This window comes from Rhodococcus sp. MEB032, from assembly GCF_030208925.1.
Classification (GTDB): Bacteria; Actinomycetota; Actinomycetes; order Mycobacteriales; family Mycobacteriaceae; genus Rhodococcus_F; species Rhodococcus_F qingshengii.
Map to the genome: position 1 here is coordinate 1 of NZ_JARVSY010000002.1, position 12,872 is coordinate 12,872.

Genomic DNA, 12,872 nt, shown 5'->3' on the forward strand with positions numbered 1-12,872 from the left:
GTATTTCGGGTCGCGCGGCGGGTCAGGGTGCGATGCAGATTTCGCCGACGTTCGTGATGACCGATGATCAGGTCGCGGAGATGGCAGCGGGAATCCTCGCAGCCCTCGGCTAGGACTGTCGTTTTCCGTTGACAGACATCGTGTTACGGAATCATTAAGCCGAAGAAAATGTTTGGGCCCTTCGTGGCGTGGTCCTCATTTCGGTCGAAACTGCCTCCAACACTGACGATGACCCCTGCCCGCATCATCTGCCACCATTGTTGCCAATCTCGGTGAGTGGGTTCTGGCAGATTGTCATCACGTCCAAATCTCGGTCCTGCATTAGCGTTTCACTCCAGACACGGTGTTTGTGAGCTGGGGCACAAAGCATTTCGAACACCTTCCTCCTTTGCGAAAGGTCTCGTCATGCCGATCTGGACGTTGCACGGAGACGGAAAGAACATCGGAGCCGGTGAAGTGGTCGCTCCCGGCGAGCGACTCAGTTGGGCGAGAACCATCGGGTTGGGCGGCCAGCATGTCGTGTCGATGTTCGGCGCGACGTTCGTGTTCCCGATCATCATGGGCCTCAATCCTCAACTTGCCGTGATGATGTCGGGCTTTTGTACGCTCTTCTTCCTGCTGGTGGTCAAGGGGCACGTCCCCAGCTACCTCGGAACATCCGCAGCTTTTGTCGGTGGCGTTGCCGCCATTCGTGCCCAAGGTGGAACGACGGCCGAAGTGACCGGTGCGATTCTGGTGTCGGGGTTGGTTCTGGGATTCGTCGGCATCGCCATCCACTTTCTCGGCGGTGGCGTCATCAGTAAAGCGCTACCGCCGGTGGTCACCGGCGCTGTGGTGATGCTGATCGGTTTCAACCTGGCGCCCGTTGTCGCGGGGTTGTACTGGCCGCAGGACCAATGGGTGGCACTGATCGTGATGGTTGCCCTGATCGTGATGAGCGTTGCGCTACGTGGCTTCCTGGGACGTATCGCCATTCTCGTCGCCCTGGTTTTCGGCTACATCTTCTCGTGGGTCCTCGACCGGCTCTCCGGTCCGATCACGTCCGCCAGTGGTAGTGGAGCACCCACCGAGCACTTTCGTGTCAACTGGGATTCGGTGCACTCGGCGTCCTGGTTCGGGTTGCCGCCGTTCTCGGACGAAGCCAACGGAATCGTCGGTATTCACGCTCCCTCGTTCAGCCTCACATTCATCGTTCTGGTGCTTCCCGGTGTCATCGCACTGGTCGCTGAAAACGCCGGACACGTCAAGGCGGTCGCCGAAATCACGGGCGACGATCTCGACCCGTACATCGGACGCGCCATTGCCGGTGACGGTTTTGCCACCGCCATCGCCAGCGCAGTAGGCGGCTCCCCCACTACGACGCATGCCGAGAACATCGGTGTCATGGCTGCCACGCGGGTGTACTCGACCGCCGCGTACGTGATTGCGGGTTTCATCGCGATCCTGCTCGGCTTCTCGCCCAAGTTCGGAGCAGTCATGGCGGCGACGCCCGGCGGCGTCCTGGGCGGAATTCTTGTGGTTCTGTTCGGCATGATCGGTCTGCTCGGCGCCAAGATCTGGAAAGAGAACGGCGTCGACTTCGGGAACCCGCTGAATCTGATGCCGATTGCCGCCGGTCTGATCATCGGTATCGGCGACACGGCGCTGAAGTTCAGTGACACGTTCTCGCTCGGAGGTATCGCGCTCGGCACCATCGTCTTGATCGTGATGTACCACCTCTGCCGGCTCGTGGGGTCCTGGAACCCTGAACTGAACAGGCCGAAGTCCGGGAGGCGGCCGGGCGCAACGCCGGGGGCGAATGCGTCAGATGACGAACGCGAAGAGCCCGTGGCGCAGCTCACGTGATGCCAAGTTGAATGTATGCCAGGTATGACCCGTGACCGTTGTCACATCTGCACAAAACGTGAAGTGACTCATAGAGGCAGGATTGAGTAATGAAACCGTCGCCGCTGACTTATCACCGACCGTCCTCGGTCGAGGACGCGTGCCGAATCCTCTCCGAGGTCTCTCACGAGGGGAAGGTGCTCGCCGGTGGGCAATCGCTTGTGCCGCTGCTGTCCATGCGCCTCGCCGCGCCCGCCCACATCGTCGACATCGGATCGATCCCGAACCTCGCCTCGGTGACCTCGTCCGAAGACGAAGGAGTGCGGTTCCAGGCCCTGGCCACGCACTCGGTGCTGGCGGCCGACGACGGTGCTCGTCGAGTCCAGCCTCTGCTGAACCGTGCTCTGCAGTTGGTAGCGCACCCCACGATCCGTAACCGCGGGACGAGCGTCGGCTCCATCGTCCATGCCGATCCGTCGGCGGAGATGCCGGCAGTCCTGACGCTGCTCGGGGGCAGCGTGACCGTCCAGTCGGTGCGTGGCACCCGCGAGATCGCGTCGACGGATCTCTTCGCCGGCCCTCTCGAGTCGAGCCTGGAATCGGACGAGATCGCGGTGTCGGTGTCGGTGCCCGCCGCCGAACCCGGCGTGGGAACCGCCATCGACGAGATCGCGCGTCGTCACGGTGACTATGCACTGGTCGGCGTCGTCGCCCGGATTCGCGTGGTCGACGGTCTGGTGACCGAAGCGCACATGACGTACGTGTCCGCCGGAGAGCTGGGGCAGGTCGTGGACTACACGAACGTGCTGGCGGGGGCGTCCGCGACGGATCAGCGAGACCCGCGGTGGCGCACCCTCGGGGAATGCGCCCGCGCGCAGATAGATACCGAGGCAGACATTCACGGGACGGCGGCGTACCGCTCGCAGTTGGTGTCCGCGCTCACGGCGCGGGTCGGCTTCGCGGCGGCAACGGATGCTCTCAGTGAGAACGCAGTACTGGCAGGAAAGTGGTGACAATGTCCAAAAACGATCGCTCCATCGATGATCAACTTGCCGAGCTGGCAGCAGATACCGGTGAGCACCATGTAGCTGTCACGTTCACGCTCAACGAGGTGACGAACACCGTCGTTCTTCCCTCCCGCACTCTGGCTTCGGATGCCATTCGTCACCACCTCCGTAAGACGGGCACGCACGTGGGTTGTGAACACGGCGTGTGTGGTGCGTGCACCGTGCTGCTCGACGGAAAGCCTGTTCGATCCTGCCTCGTCCTCGCGGCCAGCCTCGAAGGTCGATCGATCACCACCGTCGAAGGCCTCGTCGAGCCGGACGGCACTTTGCATCCGGTTCAGCAGGCGTTCAAGGATTGTCACGGTCTGCAGTGCGGATTCTGCACTCCGGGATTCGTGACGACCATCGCGGCATTTCTCGAGGAGAACCCCAACCCCACGCGGGAGGAAGCTACCGACGCGATAGCGGGAAACCTCTGCCGTTGTACGGGGTACCAGAACATCAGGGCGTCGGTTCTGCGCGCAGCCGAGATCAAGCGTGAACGGGCCGGGCAGTTCCCGCTCGGAATCGACGACGCGTCCACTCGGGAGGCGTTGGATCGTAAAGTGCGGGGAACAACGAATCCCGTCGGAGGACGGGCGGGTAAGGCATGAGTACTCCGGTCAAACCAGCAAAGCGCAACGGGGCGAAGCATCCCGCTTCCGATCATTCGACGGCCGATCATTCGGTTGCCGACGACGGCAAGTTCTTCGGCAAACCGATTCCGCGCGAGGAAGATACGCGTCTGCTCAGCGGGCAGGGGCGATACCTCGACGATCTGGGCCACAATGCGCTGATCGCGGCATTCGTCAGGTCGCCGCACGCCCATGCGCGAATCATCGACATCGACATCGATCAGGCGCTGGAAGTGCCTGGCGTACATGCCATCTACACCTACGAAGATCTCCTCGCGGACACGCCGGAAATGGCGGAGAACCTGCCACTGCTCATTCCTCATCCGGGAATCATCGCTCCGCGCAACGGGTATCCCCTCGCGAAGGACGAGGTGAAGCATGTCGGAGAAGCCATCGCCATGGTGGTCGCCGACAACCGGTACATCGCCGAGGACGCTTGCGCGAAGATCGACGTCACCTACGAGGCGCTGAAGCCTGTAGTGGGGATCGACGTCGCTCGCACCGCCGCCAACGCCGTCCACGCCGACGTTCCGGACAACGTCGCCGCTCACCTGCAGCACGGGTTCGGAGATCTGGATGCCGAACTGGCCGCCGCGCCGCACCGACTGACGCTGGATCTCGAAATCGAGCGTTCGGCTTCCATGCCGATGGAGGGCAAGGGCGTCTACGCACGTTGGGACGGTGACGAGAACACCCTCACGTTCTGGACCTCCACCCAGACGTCCACGTCCGCCCGCGCCGCAATCGCCGCGCGATTGGGGATGGCGCTGAACAAGGTTCACTGCATCGCTCCTGACGTCGGCGGCGGATTCGGCGTCAAGATCGTTCACCCGTGGCCCGAAGAAGTCATGATCACGTGGGCCGCTCGACGCCTCGGCCAGGCCGGTATCTCCTGCGAGGTGAAGTGGGTCGAGGATCGCCGTGAGCACTTCATCTCGAGCGCACACGAGCGCGGGCAGATCCAGAAGGTCGACATCGGATTCGACGACGAGGGTCGTCTGTTGGCGTTCGACTTCACGTTCTGGCACGACAACGGTGCCTACCTGCCGTACGGGATCATCGTCATGATCAACACCGCGACGCAGGTTCTCGGGCCGTACAAGCCGAAGTCGTTCCGGGTCAACGCCTATTCGCTGTATACCAACACCGTGATCGTGACCCCGTACCGCGGCGCCGGACGTCCGCAGGCCGTGTTCGCGATGGAGCGATCCATGGACGCCATCGCCAAGTACCTGAACAAGGACAAGATCGCGGTGCGGGAGGCGAACTTCATTCGCCCCGAGGACATGCCGTACGACTTCGGCCTGATGTTCCAGGACGGACGCCCGTTGATCTACGACACGGGCGACTATCAGGCAGGCATCGACAAGCTCAAGAAGCTCATCGACTGGGACGGATTTCCCGAGTACCAGAGGAAGGCTCGCGCCGAAGGTCGGTCGGTCGGAATCGGTATCGGTGCGTACGTCGAGGGAACCGGACCCGGACCCTACGAGGGTGCGCACGTCGTGGTCGAGACGTCTGGAAAGGTCAAGGCGGCAACTGGCTTGACGACGCAAGGCCAAGGCCATCAGACCGCGTTCGCCCAGATCGTCGCGGACGATCTCGGAGTCAAGGTCTCCGACGTCGAGATCGTCACGGGTGATACCCGCCGGTTCGGTTATGCCGTCGGCACTTTCGCCTCGCGTGGGGCGGTCATGTCGGGTTCGGCCTTCCATGTCGCGGCGCAGATGGTCGCGGAGAAGGCGAAGAAGATCGCCTCCGGAATCTTGGATCTGCCGGAAACCGAACTGGAACTCCGGGAAGGGCACGTGTGCAAGATCGGCACCGAAGCCGGAGTGGAGGGTACGTCCGTACCGCTGAGTGTTGTTGCCGTGCTGTCGAACCCGCTACGATATGCGTTCGACCGTGAGTCGAAGCTGGCCACCGGTTTCGCCAAGACCGACACGGACATGTCGAAGCCGCCGATTCCCGAGGGTGAGCAGCCCGGTCTGGAAGCAACCGGCTACTACTCGCCGCCCAGTTCTACCTTCGCTTCGGGAGTGCACGCGGCGATCGTCGAAACCGATCCCGTGACAGCCGAGATCACGGTCCGTCGTTACGTTGTCATCCACGACTGCGGAAACGTGATCAACCCCCGCATCGTCGAAGGTCAGGTCATGGGCGCCGTCGCGCAAGGTATCGGCGGCGCACTCTACGAGCGGATCGTCTACGACGAGCACGGGCAGATGCTCAACGCGTCGTACATGGATTTCTTGATGCCGTTCGTCACCGAGATGCCGGATTCGCTCGAGATGGATCACACCGTCACGCCGTCGGGACTCAACCCACTCGGAATGAAGGGTGCCGGTGAGGCGGGTGTGATCCCCACCAGCGCCGTCATCGCGGCTGCCATCGAGGACGCCGAAGGAATCTCGATCACGTCCATGCCCATTTCACCGTCCGAACTGTTCGAACTTCGACTCGCACACGCGGGTTCGTCATCAGAGGAGAATGCATGAGAATCGCCGGCACCGCGCAGCTGACGGCACCTCGCGAAGAGGTCTACGACAAGCTCCAGGACGGTCGTGTACTGGCCGCGACCATTCCCGGTGTGCAGTCGCTCGAGCAGCTCACGGACAATCACTACAAGCTCTCCATCATGGCGGGAGTTGCGTCGATCAAGGGCGTCTACGACGGCGAGGTTGTTCTGTCGCAACAGAATCGGCCCAATTCGTTTGTCATGACGGCTTCGGGGGCGGGTGCTCCCGGCACGGTGAAGGCGGACGTCACGGTCACCTTGACGGAGAACGAGGGTGGCACGCTGCTTTCGTATGACGCCGACGCCGTGGTCGGCGGGATGGTCGGCGGCGTCGGGCAGCGCATGATCACCGGTGTAGCCAAGAAGATGGCCGGGGTGTTCTTCAAGAGCATCGACGGCGTCATTGCCAACGGCATTCCCGAGAAGGTCACTGCCGCCGTGGCGGCGGCGGTACCGGCAGTGGCGGTCGAAGGCGCGCCGGTAGTTTCCGGAGCTGTCGCGGCACCGGCGGTTCTTCCGGCCGCTGCACCGACAGCGGGCGGCACAGATGCTCGCACGGTGATGGTCAGCGCCGTCGTCGGCGCAGCCATTGCTTTGTCAGGTGTTGCTATAGGCGGATTCCTGGCGCGTTCTGGTTGTCGCGAGTAGTTCGCGTAGGTGTCAACAGCTGATTCACGATGAGGGAAACGCCCCGAACCGACCAGGTTCGGGGCGTTTTTCACGTCCGCGTAACCCACTGGGGCGCCGGCGAAGATCCGCTCGTGATCGTGCGCCGAACCTTGGTCCCCCGATTCGGCGAATTGTGACAAAGAATCCGCTCTTCCGAACCTGTGGAATAGCTCTACACGTCAGGTACGAGCCACTTACCGGCTAGGCCGCAACCGTCGATCGGTACCAGACGAGACGAGCCAAAGATCTCAGGAGGAAGCGTGGAACCCAGGAAGATTCGGGTCGGTATCGATACCGGCGGAACGTTCACCGACATCGTGGCAGTGGACGACGAAACCGGCGCCATCGTCACCACCAAGACCCCGTCCACCCCGGCGGACCCCGCCGAGGGCTTTCTCGCCGGTATCGAGAAAGTGCTCGCCAAGCTCGGTGAGAGTGGCGACTCGATCGGTGCGGTCAGCCACGGCACGACCGTAGCGACGAACAAGCTGCTCGAAGGCAAGGTCGAGAACCTCGGCTTCATCACCACTGAGGGCTACGAGCACGTTCTCGAAATCGCTCGTCAGTCGGTGCCGGACGGTTACGGCAACTCGTACTTCTGGGTCAAGCCCGAACGCATCGTCCCCGCCGATCGTGTACGCACCGTCGGTGGACGCCTTTCCTTCGACGGCAGCGAGATTCGTCCGCTCGACGAAGAGAGCGTTCGCAGCGCAGCGCAGTTCTTCAAGGACCGCGGGATCCGGACCATCGGCGTCTGCCTCATGCACTCGTACGCCGATCCGACGCACGAGGAGCGCGTACGCGACATCCTCTTCGAAGTTTTCCCCGATGCGACGGTGAGCATCTCGAGCCAGGTGCTGCGTGAGTACCGCGAATACGAGCGGTCCATCACCACACTCGTGGACGCCGCGGTCAAGCCGAATATCCGCAACTACGTGAACAACATCGCGAATCGTCTGCGTGAGTTCTCGACCACCGACGGTGAACCCCGCGACATCCCGTTCTACGTCATGAAGTCCAACGGCGGTGTCCTGTCGGCCAAAGAGGTTGTTCACCAGCCTATTACGACAGTCCTGTCGGGACCGGCCGCCGGAGCCCTCGGTGCTGCGCTGATCGCCGACGCCGCCGGCGTCGAGCAGGTGTTGACCTGTGACGGCGGCGGAACGTCGACGGATGTCACCGTCGTGGTTCGCGGCGAGCCCGCGCTGACCACCGAAGGGCGAGTGGGCAACTACCCGTCGAAGATCCCGATGATCGACGTCGTGACCGTCGGCGCCGGTGGTGGGTCGATCGCGTGGATGACGCCGGAACACACCCTCCGAGTCGGCCCTCAGTCGGCCGGCGCCGATCCCGGACCGTTGTGCTACGGCAAGGGCGGCAGCGAACCGACCATCACCGACGCGCACGTCCTGCTCGGTCGCATCCCACCCCACCTGCTCGGTGGCGAGATTCCTCTCGACACGGAATTGGCACGCAAGGGCCTCGAAGAGCTTGCAACACAGCTCAGTCTGGGCTTCGAGGAGTGCGCGGTCGGCGTCCTCGAGGTCTCGGCGTGGAACCAGGCCAACGCCCTGCGTCAGATCACCGTCAAGCGTGGCCTCGACGTTCGCGACTTCACCCTCGTGACGTTCGGCGGTTCCGGCTCCCTGCTCGCCTGCCGTCTCGTCGACATCCTGGGTCTGAAAGACGTTCTCGTCCCGCTCAATCCGGGTAACGTCTCCGCGTTCGGTCTGCTGACGGTCGATGTCCGCAACGACTACGTCCAGACGCACGTCAGTCGTCACGACCGGTTGAAGGCTGAAGACCTGCAGAGCCAGTTCGACGCGCTGGCCGGCGAAGCCGAGATCGCGCTTGCCGAAGAGGGTTTCGACGAGACGCAGCGCAAGTACTCTCGCACTGCGGATCTGCGCTACCTCGGTCAGGCCTTCGAGGTACGCGTCCCGGTGGCGGAAGGTACCGTCACGACGCAGATCATGGACGACGCGGCCGAGGCGTTCCACCAGGCGCACCGCGAGCTGTACGGCTACGACTTCCGGGGAGACCCGTCGCAGCACGTGGAATGGGTCAACCTGCGCGTGAGTGGCATCGGCCCGATCAAGCGTCCGACGCTCAAGGAGATCCCGGCCGGCACCGGCGCCGACACCGCTCGAACCGGTTCGCGTCAATCGTATTTCGACAGCTGGGTCGAAACGGCCACCTACGATCGCACACTGCTCGGTGCGGGTGACGTCATCGAAGGACCGGCCGTGATCGAGGAGTTCAGCTCGACTGTCCCGATCCATCCCGGATTCTCGGCACGTATCGACACCTTCGGGAACATTCGTATCTCGAAGTCTTCCGACTCGAACGGAGTGAAGTGATGACCGCCATTCTCGATGCTGCTGCTGCCACCGCGGCCAAGCCGTACCGACTCACCGCTACCGACGGCGCGTCACCTGATCCGATTTTGGTCGAGATCGTCGCCGGTTACCTCGCCAGCGTGGAAATGGAGGTCGAGACCTCCATTTCGCGCACCTCGCGCTCACCGATGATCCGTGATGCTCACGATTTCCGCGCCGGTATTCACGACCGGAACCTCCGCAAGCTCACGGGCCGTTCGTATTCCGCGCTGGTGCATCCGATCGCCCGGGACTTCCCACTCGAGACGATGAAGCCGGGAGACGTGTACTTCCACAACGACGTCTACCTGTCCGAAGGTGGCATCGGCCATCTCCCCGACCTCTGCGTCACGGTGCCTGTCTTCGCCCGCGTCACTCCCGATGCCGAACCGAAGGTTGTTGCGTTCGTTCAGGCATTCGGTCACCACGACGACATCGGCGGTTGCTGCCCCGGCTCCATGCCGTCCGGCGCCACCACGGTGTACGAAGAGGGACTGATGGTTCCGCCGATCAAACTGTGGGACCAGGGAGTTCCCAACGAGGCGGCGCTGCGCATCATGACGCGTAACTCCCGCATGCCGGACGCCCTCGCAGCTGACCTCGACGCCGAGTGCTCGGCGTGCCTGATGGGTGCGCGTCGACTCACCGAATTGTTCGAGCGCTACGGCGTCGACACCGTCGAGTCGTGCTTCGACGCGATGATGGACGCGACCACCGAGACGTACCGCCGCGAAATCCTCAGCAAGATCCCGGTCGGTGAGTACACGTGGGAGGACTACGCCGAGCACGACGGCGTCGACGAGCCGATGCTCCACATCCAGCGCATCACGCTCACGAAGACGCGGCCGGAGGACGAGGGCGGCGAGCGACTCATCCTGGACTTCAACGGAACCGGACCGCAGGCAAAGGGCCCGATCAACCACTGCGGTGACTACGCGGACGGAAACTTCCTCATCAAGTGGTTGGCCCCGATTCTGCGTAACCTCGCGGACACCCCGGAGCGCATGGCCGAACTGGATGTCAACGAGGGCGTCGTACCGCTGATCGAGATGAAGTTCCCCGAAAAGGGAACACTGATCACCCCGATCTTCCCTGCCCCCACCAACGCGCGCACGTTCGTCATCCTCCGTCTGCTCGGAGTGCTGGCCGGCGTCGTCGCCAAGGCTGTGGACGGCAACATGCCCGCCGATCAGGAGACCATCAGGTACACCGGCGTTTACGGTGAGGACTTCGAGGGTCACTCGTACCTCATGCGTGAGGTGCTCGGCGGCGGTTCCGGCGGACGCTACTACGCCGACGGCGAGGACACGATTCACGTCGTTCCCGATTCACGGAACCTGCCGACCGAATTCACCGAGAGCCGTTTCCCCTTCATCGTCGAAAAGCTCGGTCTGGCCATGGATTCCGGCGGAGCCGGACGCTACCGGGGCGGCCTGGGATACGAGAAGCACATCCGCATGCTCAAGGATGCTCACTTCATGTCCATCGCGGACCGTTCGATCCTCGCCTGCTGGGGAGTCAAGGGCGGCAAGGCCGGTCGGCCGTTCTCCGTCGTCCTGGATCCGGGTGGACCGAACGAGCGTGAGTTCGACGCGCTGACCGATGCCGAGCCGATCAAGGCCGGCGAGGTCGTACGGATTCGCACCACCGGTGGTGGCGGTTGGGGAGATCCACTGGAGCGCCCGACCGAAGAGGTCTTGCGAGACATTCAGTGGCGCAAGGTTTCCGTCGAGGGTGCACGCGACGACTACGGCGTTGTCGTCGTGATCGAGGGTGACGAGCCGACCGTCGACGAGGCTGCTACCACGGAGCTACGGGATCAGTTGCGCTCGGAACGCGGTGAGAACGAACCCTTCTTCGATCGGGGTCCGGGCTACGCGCAGCTTTCCGGTGGCGCCACCTCAGCGGTCTACGACTACGTCTAGGACGGAAAACTCTCATGGAGAACGGAATTGCTCGCGGCGCCGACATCGCGGTGATCGGCGCCGCGGGTAAGACCGGTGAGGCAGTCGTCGCTGCACTGCCGCCGAGCGTGACAGTTCGGCGACTGGTGCGAAAGGCGCGTGTCGACGGGGACTTCGAGGTAGAACTGGAAACCGGAAGCGGACTGCGCAAGGCGCTCGCCGGGTGCCGAGGCGTGTACTTCATTGCCCCGAACGTCCATCCCGACGAGCCCGCACTGCTTCGCAATGCGCTGACGGCAGCGGCATCGGCGGGAGTGGAGCACTTTGTCTATCACTCCGTCGCGTGGCCGTTCAGCCCGTCCATGCCGCATCACCTGGACAAAGCCAGGTGTGAGGACGAGCTGCATCGTTCACCCTTGAAATGGACTGTGCTGCAACCGTGTGCGTACGCGCAGAATTTCGAGGCGGTACTCACTGGTCGGTCTGACACCATCGTCCTGCCGTACAGCGCGGAAACGAAGTTCTCGTTCGTGAGTCTGGCGGACGTGGCGGCTGTTGCCGCGGTCGTACTGAGCGAGGGCTCGGGTGAACATCACGGAGCGACGTACGAGGTGGGCGGCCCGCAAGCTCTGAGCGTCATGGAGGTGGCACAGATGGTGGAAAAGCAGACGTCACGGACCGTCGCGATAGATCAGATCAGCGTGGATCAATGGCGCGAACAGATCGGCAGCAGCCTTGACGTCAACGCCAGCTCGCGTCTGGCGGCGATGTTCGAGTTCTACAACCACCACGATTTTCTTGCCGGCAGCGCGGCCGTCGAACTGCTTTTGGGTCGCCGACCGATGGCCGTCGAGAGCCTGATTCGCTGAATCCGGCTACGAAATGCCTCCGACCGCCCAGACCACCAGTGGGGGCAGGGCGGCCAGGATCAGGCAGACCGTTCCGTTGAGCCACTTGTGCTCCACCGTGACGGCGGCGAACTCGCGCAGAATGGCGCTCGGCAGGTAGTACCGGGCGGTGTGGGAACCGATGACTTCCGCATCCAGATCGAGGCTTCGGGCAAACGTCGCAGTTCGGAGGATGTGGAAGTTGCTGGTGACCAGCACCATTCGAGGCTTCGTGGTGTTGGCACGGAGAAGGTCCCTGGTGTACTCGAGGTTCTCGAGCGTGGTGGTCGAGCGGTCCTCGAGAATCACGCTCTCGCGCGGTATCCCGTGATCGACGAGGTAGACGCACATTGCCTCCGCCTCGCTGACCACCTCGTCCGAACCCTTCCCGCCGCTCACGACCAACAGTGGTGAACGTCCTTCGCGGACCTCGGCGCGAAAGACGTCGGCCGCCTTGTCCAGACGGCTGGCAAGCAGGGGTGTCACGTCGGCGCCCGAAAGCCCGGCGCCGTGAACCACTATCGCGTCCATCCCGGGCTGGTACTTCTGGCGTCCGTAGACGTAGGAGTAGAGCAGAAAGCTCGTGAACAGAAACCCCAGGTACGACGCGACCAGGCTGAACGAACCGAGAACGACTGCGAGCCAATATCTCTGCGTCAGCAGCGCTGATGCGAGCAACACGTAGGGAACGAGCAGGCCGAGTCCGGCGACGAGTGAGAGCAGATTCGCGACGCTGAATCCCTCGCGCCGCAGCATCGTGACTCCGTTGACGATCAGGAATCCTGCGAGCATGAGCACCAGCAACGGCGAGAGCAGAGCGATCGTCGCGATGACGAACGACGGGACCTCGGTTCCCGGCGCACCCGACTGCAACATCCACAGACCGGTGAAGATCAGTCCGAGAAGTAGGTAGACGCCGTTGCTCAGCCTCCGTCGATCCTGCCTGAACCGGTAGCCGCAGAATCCGAGCAGCGCGAGGCCGATGAGGAGAAGGATCACGGAGCCAGCCTA

9 protein-coding genes are annotated in these 12,872 nt (G+C 63.1%); 8 read left to right on the forward strand and 1 reads right to left on the reverse strand.

What is annotated here, in order from left to right:
- Nucleotides 1-405: 405 nt before the first annotated feature.
- The 8 genes from QRN54_RS02765 (at nucleotide 406) to QRN54_RS02800 (ending at nucleotide 11,843) form a co-directional block, all read left to right on the forward strand.
- The gene (locus QRN54_RS02765; protein WP_003945984.1) at nucleotides 406-1,845 is read left to right on the forward strand and encodes a uracil-xanthine permease family protein; all 1,440 of its coding nucleotides are present in this window, start codon (nucleotides 406-408) and stop codon (nucleotides 1,843-1,845) included.
- Nucleotides 1,846-1,934: 89 nt separating this feature from the next.
- Nucleotides 1,935-2,837, forward strand: a complete 903-nt coding sequence (locus tag QRN54_RS02770; RefSeq protein WP_285181549.1) for an FAD binding domain-containing protein — start codon at nucleotides 1,935-1,937, stop codon at nucleotides 2,835-2,837.
- Nucleotides 2,838-2,839: 2 nt separating this feature from the next.
- Nucleotides 2,840-3,484 carry a (2Fe-2S)-binding protein gene (locus QRN54_RS02775; RefSeq protein ID WP_003946048.1) on the forward strand — a complete coding sequence of 215 codons (645 nt, stop codon included), beginning with the start codon at nucleotides 2,840-2,842 and terminating at the stop codon, nucleotides 3,482-3,484.
- Nucleotides 3,481-6,003, forward strand: coding sequence for an aerobic carbon-monoxide dehydrogenase large subunit (gene cutA, locus QRN54_RS02780; protein WP_019746089.1), 2,523 nt, complete (start codon nucleotides 3,481-3,483; stop codon nucleotides 6,001-6,003). Before QRN54_RS02775 ends, cutA begins: the two co-directional genes overlap by 4 nt.
- Nucleotides 6,000-6,671, forward strand: a complete 672-nt coding sequence (locus tag QRN54_RS02785) for an SRPBCC family protein (RefSeq protein WP_007735490.1) — start codon at nucleotides 6,000-6,002, stop codon at nucleotides 6,669-6,671. The genes cutA and QRN54_RS02785 overlap by 4 nt, the downstream gene beginning before the upstream one ends.
- Nucleotides 6,672-6,952: 281 nt before the next feature.
- Nucleotides 6,953-9,052, forward strand: a complete 2,100-nt coding sequence (locus QRN54_RS02790) for a hydantoinase/oxoprolinase family protein (RefSeq protein WP_007735491.1) — start codon at nucleotides 6,953-6,955, stop codon at nucleotides 9,050-9,052.
- The gene (locus QRN54_RS02795) at nucleotides 9,052-10,995 is read left to right on the forward strand and encodes a hydantoinase B/oxoprolinase family protein (RefSeq protein WP_007735492.1); all 1,944 of its coding nucleotides are present in this window, start codon (nucleotides 9,052-9,054) and stop codon (nucleotides 10,993-10,995) included. Before QRN54_RS02790 ends, QRN54_RS02795 begins: the two co-directional genes overlap by 1 nt.
- A gap of 14 nt (nucleotides 10,996-11,009) precedes the next feature.
- Complete coding sequence (locus QRN54_RS02800) at nucleotides 11,010-11,843, forward strand: NmrA family NAD(P)-binding protein (protein WP_003945973.1); 834 nt, start codon at nucleotides 11,010-11,012, stop codon at nucleotides 11,841-11,843.
- A gap of 6 nt (nucleotides 11,844-11,849) precedes the next feature.
- On the opposite strand, the gene QRN54_RS02805 is transcribed toward QRN54_RS02800, so the two are convergent.
- Nucleotides 11,850-12,860, reverse strand: coding sequence for a YdcF family protein (locus tag QRN54_RS02805; RefSeq protein ID WP_047271863.1), 1,011 nt, complete (start codon nucleotides 12,858-12,860; stop codon nucleotides 11,850-11,852).
- Between the last annotated feature and the right edge of the window lie 12 nt (nucleotides 12,861-12,872).